Genomic DNA, 16,211 nt, shown 5'->3' with positions numbered 1-16,211 from the left:
GGCAGCCCCGGCGTTCTGTTCGCCACCCTACAAACGGCTGACCCGGCACGCGGGCGGCGCCGAAGCGCCGCCCCGACCCGGCGCGCCGATCACGCGCGCGACGCGGCCGGCACGCCGGAGTCGGCCGACAGGATGCGCTTCATCTCGTCGCGCACGATCGCGCGGCAGCCGCACGACATTTTTTCGAGGCCGTCGAGGTCCGCGAGCTCGATCGAGCTGCGGTATTGCCGGATCAGGCCGAGCTTCTGGATTTCGCCGGCGGCGTCCGTGACCGTTTCGCGTCGTACGCCGAGCATTTGCGCGAGCATGCTGTGCGTCACCTGAATCTCGATGCTGCGCGTGCGGTCGAACGCGAGCAGGAACCATCTGCATAACTGATGTTTGAGCACGTGATGACGGCTGCAGAACGTGATCTGCGCGACCTGCGCCATCAGCAGCCGCACGCAGACGAACACGAGATGGCGGATCACCGGCGACGCCTCGAACGCGGTCGCGAAGACGCGCCGGTCGAGCCGGTAGACGAAGCCGTCGCGGCACGCGACCGCGCGGCAGGGCATCCGGCCGCTGCCGCCGATCACGTCGTCGCAGACCACGCTTTCGCTGCCGATCTCCGCGACTTCCAGCGTCATGCCGCCGGACGACACGTACTGCAGCGAAATCGCGGTCGTGACCGGCAGGTAGACGGCGGCGAGCATTTCGCCGGGTTCGCACAGCACTTGCCCGGATTTCAGGTGAACGAGTTGCAGGTGGGGCGTCAGCGTGGCGAGTTCGTCGCGGTCGATGGCCGCGAGAAACCGGTTGGCGTCGAAGCTGTGGGAAAGCTCGATCATGCCGTTCGCATAAGCGACGGCGTCGGTGGCCTGATGAGTCACGGCGCATCCTCGCAGGTGGGCGGTCGCGCGTCGTTGCGGCGAATCCCGGAATGGAAATCGCACGATCGTGCGGACTTTGTTGATCAAAAAAACGGAATGACGATACTCGCGAAAAAGGCTAGCACGCAATTGAATTCGGCCAATTCGACCTTTTGCCATTTCACAAAGTTTGACGATTTCGACTGCACGCAAACGTTATGTCGATTTAAGAATTCCTTTCTCCGGAATTAATCATCCGGAAATGGAATCGTGAACCTGCTTGTCATTCTATGTCGACCGGAATCAATCGGACAACGTGACGAATCGTACAGAGAAAGTGGCGGGAAGACATTGAACATTATTTGACAAATAAATGGGGTCAGCCAGATTTTATATTTATATCAACGGCTTGCGGGCGATATGTGCGGTGGTGGACAGAGCGGGAAATTAGTGTGCCGATTCAAATTTGAGACAGTTTGAAACGAGCGTGTGCGGTGTGGTGACGCCGGGAAATGCTGCGCCGCACATCACGGAAACAATTGAAAATCGGCTGTAAGTATTTGAACGATAAGCATCGCGACCCCAACGCCGGCGTCCCGAGCCGGCGCGCGGGAATTGATCAGTCGAATGCGTGCTGTGTCCGTCGTATGGGGGAGTGTCCGGAAATGAGACGTTTTTTCGGTTTTGGGGTTGGTTATTCGGGGGCTCTAAATCGGATGTGATTCATATATTAAGGACGGGCGGCTATTGGCACGTAAATCGCTTATTCGGGCTGGCGTGTCGAAACGGGGCAGTCGACTCAATTCGGCGTTGACAAGCCGATGATCAGTCGGATTCAGGGTTGTGGGCCGCAACCGCTGTCAACGTCCGGGCGCGCATCGCGATAACGAGTTCCGTGCCTGCCGCTGGCGGCGCGGACGATAAAAGGGATACAGACATGCTTCATCTTCACTCGAGCTATTCGGCGAACGCCATTCTTGCTGCCCTCCCGGAGGACAGCATCCGCGCCATCGCCCCGCATCTCGAACTGGTCAGGATCAAGGCCGGGATGCTCGACCGGGTCGGCGAGCCGATGCGTCATCTGCATTTTCCGACGACGGCGATGATGTCGGTGCAGCACCTGATGGAGGACGGTGCGATGGTCGAGGTGGCGGTGGTCGGCCGCGAGGGTGTGGTCGGGCTGGGGACGCTGGTCGGCGGTATCGCCGCGTCGAGCCGGGTCGAAGTGCGCATCGGCGGAATGGCCTATCGCGTGCCGAGTTGCGTGATGCGCGCCGAATTCGAGCGGTCGGCGCAGACCTACCGGCTGTTGCTCAACATCTGCCAGGCGACGATGGCGCAGATCTCGCGCAGCGCGCTGTGCAACCGGCATCACTCGGTCAGCGAGCAGCTCAGCCGCTGGCTGCTGCTCGCGCACGACCGGATCGACGGCGACGAGCTGGCCGTCACGCAGCAGACGATCGCGAACATGCTCGGCGTGCGGCGCGAAGGCGTGACGGAAGCGGCCGGGAACCTGCAGGAAGCCGGGCTGATCCGACAACGCCGCGGCCGCATCACGGTGCTCGACCGCGACGGCCTCGAACATCACGCGTGCGAATGCTACAGCCTGATTCGCGCCGACTATCGGCGGTTGCTCGGCACGCGCGAGCATGCGAGGCCGGCGACGATTCGCCCGCGCATGCCGGACGCGTACCGCGGATTCCCCGCGCATGGTGCGTGACGATGCAGTCGATGTCCGGTGGAACGAATGCGATCCGGCGTGCCGCGATCGCGGCGGCCGACGTCGTGCTCGTGCTGGCCGGGGCGCTCGCCGCGCAGGCGGCGTCGGGGCTCGGTTGGCATGCGCTGTCCGACGCGCAGCGCGGCGCGATCGCACTGCTGTGCGTGCTGACGGTGGCGCTGCTGCCGCGCTACCTGCGCACCGTGCGGGGCGGCGTGGCGGTGCGGGGCGGTGCGCACGTTTTGACACACACGCTGGTGGCCGTGGTGTGCGCGAGCGTGCTGACGGTGGCCGGCACGATGTGGATCATGAATCGCGGCGGCACCGTGACGACCCGCTGGATCGCGCACACGGTGCTGGCCGGCGACGCGGCGCTGCTGCTCGGCCGCGCGGCGCTGCTGGCGTTCGCGCTGACGCGTGGCGACCCGCGTGCGCGGCAGCGCCGCGTCGCCATCGTCGGCGCGACGGCTTACGGGCGTGTGGCGATCGAGCGGATGCAGCTCGCGCCGAACGGCCCGTTCGCGGCCGCGTGCGTGTTCGACGACGATGCGCCGGCCGCCGCGGGCGGCATCGGCGGCGTACCGGTGATCGACGACTGGAACGCGTTGCGCGAGCGGATTCGCGGCGGCGACATCGACGAGGTATGGCTCACGCTGCCGATGTCGCACGAGTGGCGGATCCAGCGGATCGTGCGCGAGTTGCGCGACGAGTTCGTCGAGTTGCGGCTGTTGCCCGACGTGCGGCAGATGGCGGTCGTCGATCGTTCCGCGACCGACGTGCTCGGCATGCCTGCGATCAATCTCGCGACCACGCCGCGCTCCGCGCCTGAGCTGTGGGCCAAGTTCGCGTTCGACCGGCTGTTCGCGTTCGGCGTGCTGATTCCGTTGCTGCCGCTGCTGACGATGCTCGCGATCGCGGTCAAGCTGTCGTCGCCGGGGCCCGTGCTGTTCAGGCAGCGCCGCAAGGGCGTCGACGGCCGCGAGTTCGACATCCTGAAGTTCCGGACGATGCGCGTGCATCGCGTGCAGCCGGGCGTCGTGCGGCAGGCGTCGCGCAACGATTCGCGCATCACGCGCGTCGGCGCGTTCCTGCGGCGCACGTCGCTCGACGAGTTGCCGCAGTTCTTCAACGTGCTGTTCGGGCAGATGTCGGTGGTCGGCCCGCGTCCGCACGCGATCGAACACGACGACTTGTATCGGCAACTGATCGACTGCTACATGTACCGCTACCGCGTACGGCCCGGCATTACCGGATGGGCGCAGGTGAACGGCTATCGCGGCGAAACGCGCAAGGTCGAGGCGATGGCGGCGCGCGTGAAGTTCGATCTGTTCTACATGCAGAACTGGAGCTTCTGGTTCGACATCAAGATCATCCTGCTGACGGTGGTGCGCGGCTTCATCGGGCGCAACGCGTTCTGAGGATCCCGAATGATTGCAGCGGCGCTGCGCGAGCGATCGTATCGACCGCGCGATGCCGGTCCGCGGGCGCGGAAAGAACCGCGGCGACCGCACGGGAAATTGCTGCGCTGCGGGTGTGCCGACGGGCTGCGCCGCCCGCGCCGCCAGGCGGGGATTGCGCGTCCGTCCCCAGTTTCCGCACCGCTGCCGCTGCGTGAACGGCACGCTGATTCCGGTCAACACACGCGTGTTCAATGGGTTTATCCTGCGTCGAATGCGTCCGGCGTTTCGCGTCCGGCCGCCCATCCGGATGCGACCGCGCAGGTCATGCCTGCGCGCCGCGCACCGGTGCGATACCGCGCGCCGCTCTTGTTTCGCGCGGAACCCGGAACAGGAGAGACGGCCATGTCGCTCGACCCACGACAACGGCAGACGCTGAAGCAGCGGCTGAACGAGAGCGAGCAGGCGCTGCGTGCGGAGATCCGCGCGAGCGAAGACCAGCGCGCGTCGGAATCCTATGCGGAGCTTGCCGGCGCGGCGCCGGACGAGGGCGACGAGGCGAACGCGGACCTCTTCGTCGACGTCGACCATGCGTTGATCGGCATGAAGCTGACCGAGCTGCGCGCGGTTGGCCGCGCGCAGCAGCGGATGCGCGACGGCAGTTACGGCGAATGCATCGACTGCGACGGCTCGGTCGGCTACGAGCGCCTGCTGGCGCGCCCGACCGCCGAACGCTGCACGCATTGCCAGTCGCTCTACGAGCGGCGCTACGCGACGACCCCGCGCGCATCGCTCTGACGTCGTGCGTGCGTACGCTCGCCGACCATGGCCGCGACATCCGGACGATGATCGCGAACGGCGACAATCCCGGGAAGATTCCGTCGATCGGGCGCGGCTGGCTGACGCGGCATGACGTGCTGAACACGCGCACGCTCGCGCAACCGCAGCCGCGCTGGCGCGCACGATGGACGGTGCGGGCAGCACCGGCGGCAGCGGCACGCAGCGGAGCCGGTCGAAGGGTGCGTGAACGCGTCGCGCCCGGCCGCCACGCGTTCGACTCATGCCGGCAAGGTCATCCGAGTACGCCGGTCGCCGGGACGTAGGGCAGCCCGAGCGCCTGCGCGACCGCTTCGTACGTGATATGGCCGTCGCACACGTTCAGGCCCGCGCGCAGATGCGGATCGTCGAGCATCGCCTGTTTCCAGCCCTTGTCGGCGAGCGCGAGCGCATGGCCGAGCGTTGCATTGTTCAGCGCAAAGGTCGACGTGCGCGCGACCGCGCCGGGCATGTTCGCGACACAGTAGTGGACCACCCCGTCGACGACGAAGGTCGGCGCAGCATGCGTGGTCGCATGCGAAGTCTCGAAGCATCCGCCCTGGTCGATCGCGACGTCGACGACGACCGCCCCCTTGCGCATCGTCGCGATCATGTCGCGCGTGACGAGCCGCGGCGCCGATGCGCCCGGCACGAGCACGGCGCCGATCACGACGTCGGCATCGCGCACGGCTTCGTCGACCGTATGCGCATTCGAGCAGACGGTCGCGATCCGGTTGGCGAACACGAGATCGAGCTGGCGCAGCCGGTTCACGTTGGTGTCGAGCACGGTGACGCGCGCACCCAGGCCCACCGCCATCTGCAGCGCGCCGGTGCCCACCACACCCGCGCCGAGCACGACGACGTGCGCGGCCGGCACGCCCGGCACGCCGGCCATCAGCACGCCGCGGCCGCCGCGCGGGCTTTCCAGGTGGGTCGCCGCGACCTGGATCGACATGCGCCCCGCGACTTCGCTCATCGGTGCGAGCAACGGCAGGCCGCCGCCGGGGCCCGTCACGGTTTCGTAGGCGATGCAGACCGCGCCGGATTTCACGAGCGCGGCGGCCTGATCGGGATCGGGCGCGAGATGCAGATACGTGTAGAGGATCTGGCCGCGCCGCAGCATCGCGCATTCGGCCGGCTGCGGCTCCTTGACCTTGATGATCATGTCGGCGCGCGCGAAGACTTCGTCCGCGCCGTCGCTGAGCAATGCGCCCGCGGCCGTGTAGTCGTCGTCGAGCAGGCCGATCGCCGTGCCCGCGCCGCGCTGCACGAGCACGCGATGGCCGTGCCGCGTGAGTTCGCGCGCGCCGGCCGGCGTGAGGCCGACGCGGTATTCGTGGTTCTTGATCTCTTTCGGCACACCGATCAGCATGAGTCGCCTCCATGGCCTTCGTTATCGTCGTCGTGCGGGCAGCCGGTTGCACAGCGGCGTGCCGATCGCAGTACTGGAATAACAGCGTAGTGGTGCGCGGAGGGAAGTCAAGCAGCCGGCTCGCGCGACGACGCATCCGCACTGCAGCGCAGCATGCGCGGCGACCGGTTGCGACCGGACGTCGCAATGCGCGCGCGGCCGGGTTTCGGTATCGTCGTGCGTGGCGCGGGCCGGGGCCGCGTGCCGAATCCTTTCGGCAACACAACGGGACGAGGACATCGATCGACATGACAGGTGCGTATTTCAGCGTGCCGACGCTTTGCGCCATCGCGCTCGTGCACGTCTACTGGGCGTTCGGCGGCCGGCTGGGCAAGCGTGCGGCCATTCCGGAGCAGGACGGCGTACCGCTGTTGCGGCCGACTGCCGTCGGCACGCTTGCCGTCGCGGCGGCACTGCTGGGCGGCGCAGGCGTGGTCGCCGCGCGTGCCGGCTGGCTCGGGCGCAACGCGTATCCCTGCACGATCGCGTTCGCGGTCGTTGCGCTCGCATTGATCTTCGCGGTGCGGGCCGTCGGCGATTTCCGCTACGTCGGCTTCTTCAAGCGGATTCGCGGGTCGCGTTTCGCGCGGATGGACACGCTGTATTACTCGCCGCTGTGCGCGGCGCTGGCGTTGTCGATCGCGTCGATGTTCTGGCCGTGGTGAGTGGCGGCCGGCGCACGGCTCACTCCGTGCGCGTATCGTCGATCAACGCTACGTATTCGGCCGGCACGGCATCGGTCAGCCAGACGCCGTTTTCGGCGACGAAGAACGTATGGCCTTGCCGATGCATGCGCCGCGCATCGACTTCGAGGATCGCGGGCACGCCGTAGCGCGCACCGACGGCCAGCGCCGTGCGGACGTCTGCCGACAGGTGTACGTGATGACGGGCGCCGGGTTTCAGCCCTTGCGCGCGAATCGAATCGAGGAAGCGCGTCGCCGTGCCGTGATAGAGGCGCTCGGGCGGTTGCGCGGCCGGATATTGGCGCTGCACGGCGGCCGTCGAATGGCCCTGTACCGCGCGGATGCGTTGACCGTCATCCGACAGCGCGAAGCGCTGCTTGTCGCTGGTTGCGCACACGCTTTCGATCGTCGCGCGATCGAGCTGGCGTCCGTGACGGGCGGCGCCGGCGATCAGTTCGTCGATGTCGGCCCAGCCTTCGGCGTCCAGTTGGAGGCCGATGGCCTGCGGCTCGTGGCGCAGCAGGTAGCTCAGATATTTGCTGATGCCGGTCGCATCGGGCGCCGGCTGTTTGTTTTTCTCGGTATTCATGAGTTGCGGAGGCTACCAGAGCGCGCTGCAACTCGATACCGTCATCTGTCCGGACGTCGCCGGAAAGCGACATGCGCGCGCCGCAGCTGATCGTCCGCCCGGCCGGGAAGCTGTCCGCTATCTCGCCATCCTTGCACATTCCGGCTTCCGAATTTCCCATTGTTGCTAATTTCGATGCACTGAATTGCATTGAACCCCCTGGCAATGGAACCGGTTCCAGCTATAATTCGCCCGCACTCGTCGCCGGACCCGAAAGAGGTCGTGCGCGTTGCGCTTGCCGTGGGCAGACGCGACGTCTAAGTTGAACAAGGGTCATGGGCGATGACGGACAGATGCAGGTCGATGCCGGTATTTGTCCGACGATAGGCCCGCGAAGAGGTCGATCCGCGCAGCGCGCCGCCGGCATCCGCGGCGCCGCGCGGCCGCAACGAGGGCGTCCCCGCGAATCGCGGCCGGCCGCCAGCATCGAGGTTGTGCGCAACACACGAAAGAACAGGGCAACCGGCCGCCTGCGGCACGGCTGCCTGCCGGGCACGCGGCATGCGGAATGCGCGCGTCCGAACCCCGATCCCCAACGATCAACATCCGACCATGTCCACGCCACCTGACAAACCCAATTCGCGTCGCCGTTTCCTGCGCACATCGGTCGCGCTCGTGCCGATCGCGTCGGTCGCCGGCTGCGACCTGCGCTCGTCGTCGCCGTCCGCGACGACGGCCGGCAACGCGTCCGCTGCGTCGGCCGGCGCCGACCGCGCGCCGTACAGGCCGACCTTTTTCGATGCGAAGGAATGGGCGTTCGTCCAGGCCGCGGTCGACCGGCTGATTCCGGCCGACGCCGAAGGCCCCGGCGCGCTCGAAGCGGGCGTGCCCGAATTCATCGATCGCCAGATGGAGACGCCGTATGCGCACGGCGCGACGTGGTACATGCAGGGGCCGTTCCAGCAGGGCGTGCCGGAGCTCGGCTACCAGTTGAAGCTGGTGCCGCGCGACATCTACCGGCTCGGCATCGCGGCGGTCAACCGCTATTGCGAAAAAGCGCACGGCAAGGCGTTCGCGGATCTCGACGCGCCGACGCGCGACGCCGTGCTCGGCGCGCTGGAGAAGGGCGGCGCGCAGATCGACGACGTCCCGCCCGGCCTGTTCCTCGGCCAGTTGCTGCAGAACACGCGCGAAGGCTACTTCTGCGATCCGGTGCATGGCGGCAATCGCGACATGGCCGCGTGGAAGATGATCGGTTTCCCGGGCGCGCGCGCGGACTTCATGGATTTCGTCAACCAGAGCGGCAAGCCCTATCCGTACGGCCCCGTCTCGATCAACGGGGAGCGCAGCTGATGGCCGCAGACAAGAAGCCGCATGTCGATGCGGTAATCGTCGGTTTCGGCTGGACCGGCGCGATACTCGCGAAGGAACTGACCGAAGCGGGCCTGAACGTCGTCGCGCTCGAGCGCGGCGAATATCGCGACACCTACCCGGACGGCGCGTATCCGAACACGATCGACGAGCTGACCTACAACATCCGCAAGAAGCTGTTCCTCGACCTGTCGAAGACGACCGTGTCGATCCGCCACGGCCTGCAGGACACCGCGCTGCCGTACCGGCAGCTCGCCGCGTTCCTGCCGGGCGAAGGCGTCGGCGGTGCGGGGCTGCACTGGTCGGGCGTGCACTTCCGGATCACGCCGGAAGAGCTGCGCCTGCGCAGCCACTATGAAGAGCGCTACGGCAAGAAGTTCATCCCCGAAGGGATGACGATCCAGGATACGGGCGTCACGTACGACGAGCTCGAGCCGCATTTCGATTTCGCCGAGAAGGTGTTCGGCACGTCGGGGCAGGCGTACAAGGTCGGCGGCAAGGTGGTCGGCGACGGCAACGTGTTCGAGGCGAACCGCAGCGACAATTTCCCGCTGCCCGCGCAGCTCAATACGTATTCGGCGCAGCGCTTCTTCGATGCCGCGCACTCGCTCGGGCTGCATCCGTACCGGCTGCCGTCGGCGAACACGTCGGGCCCGTACACGAACCCGTACGGCGTGCAGATGGGCCCGTGCAACTTCTGCGGCTACTGCAGCGGCTACGCGTGCTACATGTATTCGAAGGCGTCGCCGAACCTGAACATCCTGCCCGCGCTGAAGCAGGCGCCGAACTTCGAGCTGCGCTCGAAGTGCCATGTGCTGCGCGTCGACCTCGACGACACGAAGAAGCGGGCGACCGGCGTGACCTACGTCGATCCGGCCGGGCGCGAGGTGCACCAGCCGGCCGATCTCGTGATCGTGGCCGCGTTCCAGTATCACAACGTGCACTTGCTGCTGCTGTCGGGCATCGGCAAGCCGTACGACCCGATCTCGGGCGAAGGCGTGGTCGGCCGCAATTTCGCCTACCAGAACCTGTCGACGATCAAGGCGTTCTTCGACAAGGATACCTACACGAATCCGTTTATCGGCGCGGGCGGCAACGGCGTCGCGGTGGACGACTTCAACGCGGACAACTTCGACCACGGCCCGCTCGGTTTCGTCGGCGGCTCGCCGCTGTGGGTGAACCAGGCCGGCGTGAAGCCGATCAGCGGCATCGCGACGCCGCCCGGCACGCCGCAGTGGGGCTCGGCGTGGAAGAAGGCCGTCAAGGACAACTACGCGCACACGATCTCGATGGATGCGCACGGCACCAACATGTCGTACCGCGACGTGTATCTCGACCTCGATCCGACCTATCGCGATTCGTACGGCCAGCCGCTGTTGCGGATGACGTTCGACTGGAAGGACAACGACATCAAGATGGCGCAGTACGTGACCGGCCAGATGAAGAAGATCGCGGAAGCGATGGGGCCGAAGGCGATCGGCGTGTCGACGCGCGAGTTCGGCAAGCACTTCGACTCGCGCCAGTACCAGACGACCCACCTCGTCGGCGGCGCGATCATGGGCACCGACCCGAAGACGAGCGTGCTGAACCGCTACCTGCAGTGCTGGGACGTGCACAACGTGTTCGTGATGGGCGCATCGGCGCTGCCGCAGGGCATCGGCTACAACCCGACCGGGATCATCGCGGCGCTGGCCTACTGGTCGGCCCGCGCGATTCGCGAGCAATACCTGAAAAATCCCGCCCCGCTGGTGACCGTATGAAGAGGACGATGAACCACCACAACGCCGCGCGCTGCGTTTCTCCGCTGCGGCGCGCGCTGGCGATCGGCTCGGCATGGGCGGCATTTGGCCTCGCGGGTGGAACCGCGTTCGCACAGCCGGCGTCCGCGCCGACCGCGGCTTCGGGCCCGGCGGCCGCACCTGCCGCCCAGTCGGCCGACGCGGCCCTCGTCAAGCGCGGCGAATATCTTGCGCGCGCAGGCGACTGCATCGCCTGCCACACCGCGAGCGGCGGCAAGCCGTTCGCGGGCGGGCTGAAATTCGACACGCCGATCGGCGCGATCTACTCGACGAACATCACGCCGGACGCGAAGACGGGCCTCGGCGGCTGGACCTACGAGGACTTCACGCGTGCGGTGCGCGAAGGCGTGCGCAAGAACGGCGACACGATGTATCCGGCGATGCCGTTCCCGTCGTACGCGCGGCTGACCGACGACGACATGAAGGCGCTGTATGCGTACTTCATGCACGGCGTCGCGCCGGTCGAGCACGAGAACCGCAAGGTCGACATCGTGTGGCCGCTGTCGATGCGCTGGCCGCTCGGCATCTGGCGCAAGCTGTTCGCGCCGTCGCCGAAGCCGTTCGACGCGGCGTCGTACCCCGACCCGGTCGTCGCGCGCGGCGCATATCTGGTGCAGGGGCTCGGCCACTGCGGCGCGTGCCACACGCCGCGCGCGCCAACGATGCAGGAGCGCGGGCTGACCGACGCCGATGGCCTCGACTTCCTGGCCGGCGGCGCGGCGATCGACGGCTGGGTGCCGACGAGCCTGCGCGGCGAGCCGCGCACCGGCCTCGGCACGTGGAACGAAACCGAGATCGTGCAGTTCCTGAAGACTGGCCGCACGCTGCGCACGGCCGCGTTCGGCGGGATGACGGACGTGGTCGGCCACAGCATGCAGCACATGACCGACGACGACCTGAACGCGATCGCGCGCTACCTGAAGACGTTGCCGCCGCGCGTGCAGGGCGAGCGGCCGCACGTGTACGACGCGGCCGCGGCGAAGGCGCTCCAGACCGGCGACGCGAGCAAGCCGGGCGCGGCCGTCTATCGCGACAACTGCATGGCTTGCCACCGCAGCGACGGCCACGGCTACACGCGCGTTTTCCCGGCGCTCGCCGGCAACCCGGTCGTGCAGGGCGACGACCCGACGTCGCTGATCCACGTCGTGCTGGAAGGCAGCGCGCTGCAGGGCACGCGCACCGCGCCGTCGACCTTCACGATGCCGCCGTTCGGCTGGCGGCTGTCGGACCAGGAAGTCGCGGACGTGTCGAACTTCGTGCGCACGAGCTGGGGCAACACGGGCGCGCCGGTGACGGCCGCGCAGGTCGCGAAGGTGCGCAAGAGCGTGCCGTCGACGCGGCCCGAGCCGCCGCCGGGCGCGCGGTTCCCGCAAGCGTCGCGCTGACCGGAGCGGCGGGGCGCGAGCCCCGCCTGCTGCTGGGGTGGCGCCCACGCGCGGCGGGTCCGCGCGACGCCTTTCCCTTCGCCGGGGTTGTACCCCGCACCGCGCGCAGCGGCGTGAAATTTTCGCGGCTGCGCGCCATTCTTCCGCCTCATCCCTTATCCTTTCACTCTTGAACCTTACTAAATAGTTACAAGAGCTTGGGAGGGGGGATGCCTCATGACGTTAGCCTGATTGCGTTGCTCGCGGCCGGTTTCGGTCTCGCGATGATCTTCGGTTACCTCGCGTCGCTGCTGAAAATGCCGCCGCTCGTCGGCTATCTGCTCGCCGGGATCGTGATCGGCCCCGGCACGCCCGGTTTCGTCGGCGATCTGTCGCTCGCGCAGCAGCTCGCCGAAGTCGGCGTGATGCTGCTGATGTTCGGCGTCGGCCTGCATTTCTCGCTCGGCGATCTCCTCGCGGTGCGCAAGATCGCGCTGCCGGGGGCGATCGTCCAGATCACCGTCGCGACGCTGCTCGGCGGCGGGCTCGCGCTCACTTGGGGCTGGAGCCTCGGTGCGGCGCTCGTGTTCGGGCTCGCGCTGTCGGTCGCGAGTACCGTCGTGCTGCTGCGCGCGCTCGAAGGGCGCGGGCTCGTCGAGACGGTCAACGGGCGCATCGCGGTGGGTTGGCTGGTCGTCGAGGATCTCGTGATGGTGCTCGTGCTGGTGCTGCTGCCGCCGGTGGCGGGGCTGCTCGGCGGCACGCCGCCCGGCGACGCGCATGCGGCCGGCGGCAGCGTGTGGGGCACGCTCGGCGTCACGATGCTGAAGGTCGCCGCGTTCATCGCGCTGATGCTGGTGGTCGGCAAGCGCGTGTTCCCGCGCATTCTGTGGCTCGTCGCGCGCACGGGTTCGCGCGAATTGTTCACGCTTTGCATGATTGCCGCGGCGGTCGGCATCGCGTTCGGCGCGGCGAAGCTGTTCGACGTGTCGTTCGCGCTCGGCGCGTTCTTCGCGGGGATGATGATGCGCGAGTCGGAGTTCAGCCGGCGCGCGGCCGACGAGACGCTGCCGTTGCGCGACGCGTTCTCGGTGCTGTTCTTCATCTCGGTCGGCATGCTGTTCGACCCGAAGGTGCTGATCGAAGAGCCGCTGCACGTGATCGAGGTCGCGGCGATCGTGCTGGTCGGCAAGACGCTCGCGGCGGTCGCGCTCGTGATCGCGTTCCGCTATCCGCTGAACACCGCGCTGACGGTCGGCGCGGGTCTCGCGCAAATCGGCGAATTCTCGTTCATCCTCGCGGGGCTCGGCCGTGCGCTCGGGCTGCTGTCGGCCGAGGGGCAGAGCCTGATTCTCGCGGTCGCGCTGATCTCGATCGCGATGAACACGCTGCTGTTCGCGATGATCGATCCGGCGCTCGCATGGATTCGCAAGCATTCGGCGTTCGCGCGCAAGCTCGAGGCGCGCGACGATCCGCTCGCCGCGCTGCCGATGTCGACGCCGCAGACGCATCTGACCGGGCAGGTCGTGATCGTCGGCTACGGCAAGGTCGGCACGCGGATCGCGCATGCGCTGGACGAGCGCGGGATCGCCTATGTCGTCGTCGAGCAGAATCGCGAGCTCGTCGAGAAGCTGCGCGCGGACGGCACCGCGGCCGTGTCGGGCGACGCGATCGAGCCGATCGTGCTCGTGCAGGCGCATATCGCGCGCGCCGGGATGCTGGTCGTCACGCTGCCCGACGTGTTCGACGTGCGGCAGATCGTCGAGATCTCGCGCACGCTCAACCCGACGCTCGAGGTCGTGCTGTGCACGAACAGCGGCGACGAGGCCGCGCTGCTGTCGAGCGAGGGCATCGGCACCGTGTTCATGGGCGAGACCGAACTCGCGCGCGGGATGACCGAGCACGTGCTCGGCCGGATGGCGAAGCCGGTTGCGGCCGCGCATTGACGGCGCGCGGCATCGCGCCTGGCATCGTCAGCCGGCGGTAGCGGCCTTCGAGGGCGCGGGAGTACCGGATTGCGCGGCCGTCTTCAACGATGCCGCCGGTTTCGGCGCCGCGACCGTTTTCTGCGGCGCGGCGGCCTGCGCCGGTGCATTCTTTTCCGGTTCGACCGGCGCATCGGGCGGCACGCCGAGCAACTGCAACGAGCCGCTCGTGACCGACGCGAACACCGGGCCCGCCACCGTGCCGCCGTAGTACCCCTTGCCGCGCGGCTCGTCGATCATCACCGCGACGATCAGGCGCGGGTTGCTCATCGGCGCCATCCCCGCGAACAGCGCGCGGTACTTGCCCTTCGCGTAGCTCGCGCCGACCTGCTTGCGCGCGGTCCCGGTCTTGCCGCCGATCCGGTAGCCGTCGACGCGCGCGCGGCGCCCCGTGCCGCCTTCGCCGACCGCCATCTCGAGCATCGAGCGAATCGCGGCGGCCGTTTGCGGCGACGTCACGCGATGGCCGCGGTGCGCGTCGATCGTCTGCTGGTCGGTGCCGTTCTTCAGCAGCGACACCGGGTGCAGCGTGCCGTCGCCCGCATAGGCCGTGTAGGTCTGCGCGATCTGCAGCAGCGACATCGACAACCCGTAGCCGTACGCCATCGTCGCCTGCTCGATCGGCCGCCAGCGCTTGTAGCCGCGCAGCCGGCCCGACGCAACGCCCGGGAACGTCAGTTCCGGCGCGCGGCCGATCCCGTACTCCTGGTATTTGTTCCAGATCGTTTCGGCGGGCAGGTTGAGCGCCAGTTTCGCGAGCGCGACGTTGCTCGATTTCTGCAGCGCTTGCGACACCGTCAGCGACCCGTGGTTCGACGTGTCGTGGATCACGGCCGGGCCGATCTTGTAGGTGCCCGGCGACGTGTTGATGATCGTGTTCGGCGTGACCTTGCGCTCGTCGATCGACAGCGCGACGACGAGCGGCTTGATCGTCGAGCCCGGTTCGAACGTGTCGATCACCGCGCGGTTGCGCAATTGCTGGCCGGTGAGGCGGGCGCGGTCGTTCGGGTCGAAGGTCGGATAGTTCGCGAGCGCGAGGATCTCGCCGTTCTGCGCGTCGAGCACGACGACGCTGCCGGCCAGCGCATTGTTCTCGATCACGGCCGCCTTGAGCTGGCTGAACGCGAGTTGCTGGATGCGGCGGTCGATCGTCAGTTCGATCGTCGCGCCGTGCTGCGCGGGGACGAGCGGGCGCGTGTCCGACACGATGCGGCCGAGCCGGTCGCGGATCACCTCGCGCTGGCCGGACGTGCCCTGCAGGCGCGCATTCGCCGCGAGCTCGACGCCTTCCTGGCCCTTGTCCTCGACGTTCGTGAAGCCGACCACGTGCGCGGCCGATTCGCCTTCCGGGTAGAAGCGTTTCGAGTCGGCGATTTGCGTGATGCCGTCGATCGCGAGCTTGTCGAGCCGGCTGGCGGTGTCCGCGTCGACCTGCCGCTTGAGCAGCACGAACGTCTTGTCGTTGCCGAGACGCCGCTTCACCTCGGCGAGCGGCAGGTCGAGCAGCTTCGCGATTTGCGGGTAATCGGTGTCGGCGACCTGTTTCGGGTTCGCCCAGATTTCATAGGTCGACAGGCTGACCGCGAGCATCGCGCCGTTGCGGTCGACGATGCGTCCGCGCATCGCGTCGAGCTCGATCGTGCGCTGATAGCGCTTCTGGCCCTGGCCGACGTAGAAATCCTGGTTCGCGACCTGCACCCAGAACGCGCGCGCGATCAGCGCGGCGAACGCGAGGAACACGACGACCACGATCAGCCGCGAGCGCCACATCGGCAGGCGCGCGGCGAGCATCGGATTCTTGGTCGCCGCCGCGTACGGATCGGCGGGGTGGGTCTTCTTTTTCACGCTCATGCAATGGCCGGGTCGGGCCGCCGTGCGGCGGTGGGTCAGTCTGAATAATGCGATTGTAATAAATGAGTAAACACCGTGTGAGGAAAGTATGGTCCGGCCCCGCAAAAAGACGAAGGGTAGGCCGTCTGGAAAAGGGAGGAAAGCGCAGCAAAGGGGGCGACGCAGGATGCCGCGGCGGCTGCGGAGGATGAAACACGGGCGATCCGTCGCGAGCGGAGCCGGACACGCGGTCTCCGCCATCGCGCGATCGCGACCGTTCCGACGCGCGATCAATTGCCCGCGCGACGATTATTTCTCTAATCTCGAAAATAAAAAGCGCCTCGAACGGAGGCGCCATTCATGCTGAATATCGAAATGAATATCACTACTGCCGGAATAAACCCGAAAACCGCAGA

Annotated in this window: 12 protein-coding genes; 8 read left to right on the top strand and 4 right to left on the bottom strand. The window is 67.3% G+C overall.

The window, feature by feature from the left end:
* Nucleotides 1-89 precede the first annotated feature (89 nt).
* Complete coding sequence (locus J8I33_RS02335) at nt 90-872, bottom strand: Crp/Fnr family transcriptional regulator (RefSeq protein WP_175976075.1); 783 nt, start codon at nt 870-872, stop codon at nt 90-92.
* Nucleotides 873-1,788: 916 nt separating this feature from the next.
* Between J8I33_RS02335 and J8I33_RS02330 the strand changes: the two genes are divergently transcribed.
* The 3 genes from J8I33_RS02330 to J8I33_RS02320 all read left to right on the top strand — a co-directional run bounded on the left by J8I33_RS02330 (nt 1,789) and on the right by J8I33_RS02320 (nt 4,766).
* A complete protein-coding gene (locus J8I33_RS02330) occupies nt 1,789-2,571 on the top strand; it encodes a Crp/Fnr family transcriptional regulator (protein WP_050010874.1) in 783 nt (260 codons plus the stop codon).
* Nucleotides 2,572-2,582: 11 nt separating this feature from the next.
* A complete protein-coding gene (locus J8I33_RS02325) occupies nt 2,583-3,989 on the top strand; it encodes an undecaprenyl-phosphate glucose phosphotransferase (protein ID WP_209932841.1) in 1,407 nt (468 codons plus the stop codon).
* 384 nt (nt 3,990-4,373) lie between these two features.
* Nucleotides 4,374-4,766, top strand: coding sequence for a TraR/DksA family transcriptional regulator (locus J8I33_RS02320; RefSeq protein ID WP_050010876.1), 393 nt, complete (start codon nt 4,374-4,376; stop codon nt 4,764-4,766).
* Between the two features lie 274 nt (nt 4,767-5,040).
* Here J8I33_RS02320 and ald read toward each other — a convergent pair whose 3' ends face one another.
* On the bottom strand, nt 5,041-6,156 hold the full coding sequence (gene ald / locus J8I33_RS02315; protein ID WP_124650926.1) for an alanine dehydrogenase: 1,116 nt from the start codon (nt 6,154-6,156) through the stop codon (nt 5,041-5,043).
* Nucleotides 6,157-6,443: 287 nt separating this feature from the next.
* On the opposite strand from ald, the gene J8I33_RS02310 reads away from it, so the two are divergent.
* Nucleotides 6,444-6,860 (top strand): DUF3995 domain-containing protein, encoded by a 417-nt coding sequence (locus J8I33_RS02310; protein WP_050010881.1) that lies wholly within the window; start codon nt 6,444-6,446, stop codon nt 6,858-6,860.
* 19 nt (nt 6,861-6,879) lie between these two features.
* Here the strand turns inward: J8I33_RS02310 and J8I33_RS02305 are convergent, their stop codons facing one another.
* Nucleotides 6,880-7,467 (bottom strand): RNA 2'-phosphotransferase, encoded by a 588-nt coding sequence (locus tag J8I33_RS02305; protein ID WP_209925349.1) that lies wholly within the window; start codon nt 7,465-7,467, stop codon nt 6,880-6,882.
* 591 nt (nt 7,468-8,058) lie between these two features.
* Here J8I33_RS02305 and J8I33_RS02300 point away from each other — a divergent pair.
* The 4 genes from J8I33_RS02300 to J8I33_RS02285 all read left to right on the top strand — a co-directional run bounded on the left by J8I33_RS02300 (nt 8,059) and on the right by J8I33_RS02285 (nt 13,926).
* Nucleotides 8,059-8,799, top strand: a complete 741-nt coding sequence (locus tag J8I33_RS02300) for a gluconate 2-dehydrogenase subunit 3 family protein (RefSeq protein ID WP_209932836.1) — start codon at nt 8,059-8,061, stop codon at nt 8,797-8,799.
* On the top strand, nt 8,799-10,577 hold the full coding sequence (locus tag J8I33_RS02295; RefSeq protein WP_011547848.1) for a GMC family oxidoreductase: 1,779 nt from the start codon (nt 8,799-8,801) through the stop codon (nt 10,575-10,577). Before J8I33_RS02300 ends, J8I33_RS02295 begins: the two co-directional genes overlap by 1 nt.
* Entirely contained in the window at nt 10,574-12,001 is a 1,428-nt protein-coding gene (locus J8I33_RS02290) for a cytochrome c (protein WP_209932834.1), read from the top strand. Before J8I33_RS02295 ends, J8I33_RS02290 begins: the two co-directional genes overlap by 4 nt.
* A 209-nt stretch (nt 12,002-12,210) precedes the next feature.
* A complete protein-coding gene (locus J8I33_RS02285; RefSeq protein ID WP_050010888.1) occupies nt 12,211-13,926 on the top strand; it encodes a cation:proton antiporter in 1,716 nt (571 codons plus the stop codon).
* 27 nt (nt 13,927-13,953) lie between these two features.
* On the opposite strand, the gene J8I33_RS02280 is transcribed toward J8I33_RS02285, so the two are convergent.
* Nucleotides 13,954-15,816, bottom strand: a complete 1,863-nt coding sequence (locus J8I33_RS02280; protein ID WP_209932832.1) for a penicillin-binding protein 2 — start codon at nt 15,814-15,816, stop codon at nt 13,954-13,956.
* Nucleotides 15,817-16,211: the final 395 nt, after the last annotated feature.

Source organism: Burkholderia sp. AcTa6-5, from assembly GCF_017815075.1.
GTDB lineage: Bacteria > Pseudomonadota > Gammaproteobacteria > Burkholderiales > Burkholderiaceae > Burkholderia > Burkholderia sola.
The sequence above is the reverse complement of the archived record's forward strand: the minus strand, read 5'-3'. Positions and strand labels throughout refer to the sequence as shown.

What these genes read in the sequence shown, in the direction of transcription:
- J8I33_RS02285 (WP_050010888.1), top strand. Translation starts at nt 12,211, where the DNA reads ATGCCTCATGACGTTAGCCTGATTGCGTTGCTCGCGGCCGGTTTCGGT.
- J8I33_RS02280 (WP_209932832.1), bottom strand. Translation starts at nt 15,816, where the DNA reads ATGAGCGTGAAAAAGAAGACCCACCCCGCCGATCCGTACGCGGCGGCG.
- J8I33_RS02330 (WP_050010874.1), top strand. Translation starts at nt 1,789, where the DNA reads ATGCTTCATCTTCACTCGAGCTATTCGGCGAACGCCATTCTTGCTGCC.
- ald (WP_124650926.1), bottom strand. Translation starts at nt 6,156, where the DNA reads ATGCTGATCGGTGTGCCGAAAGAGATCAAGAACCACGAATACCGCGTC.
- J8I33_RS02325 (WP_209932841.1), top strand. Translation starts at nt 2,583, where the DNA reads ATGTCCGGTGGAACGAATGCGATCCGGCGTGCCGCGATCGCGGCGGCC.
- J8I33_RS02290 (WP_209932834.1), top strand. Translation starts at nt 10,574, where the DNA reads ATGAAGAGGACGATGAACCACCACAACGCCGCGCGCTGCGTTTCTCCG.
- J8I33_RS02320 (WP_050010876.1), top strand. Translation starts at nt 4,374, where the DNA reads ATGTCGCTCGACCCACGACAACGGCAGACGCTGAAGCAGCGGCTGAAC.
- J8I33_RS02310 (WP_050010881.1), top strand. Translation starts at nt 6,444, where the DNA reads ATGACAGGTGCGTATTTCAGCGTGCCGACGCTTTGCGCCATCGCGCTC.
- J8I33_RS02300 (WP_209932836.1), top strand. Translation starts at nt 8,059, where the DNA reads ATGTCCACGCCACCTGACAAACCCAATTCGCGTCGCCGTTTCCTGCGC.
- J8I33_RS02305 (WP_209925349.1), bottom strand. Translation starts at nt 7,467, where the DNA reads ATGAATACCGAGAAAAACAAACAGCCGGCGCCCGATGCGACCGGCATC.
- J8I33_RS02295 (WP_011547848.1), top strand. Translation starts at nt 8,799, where the DNA reads ATGGCCGCAGACAAGAAGCCGCATGTCGATGCGGTAATCGTCGGTTTC.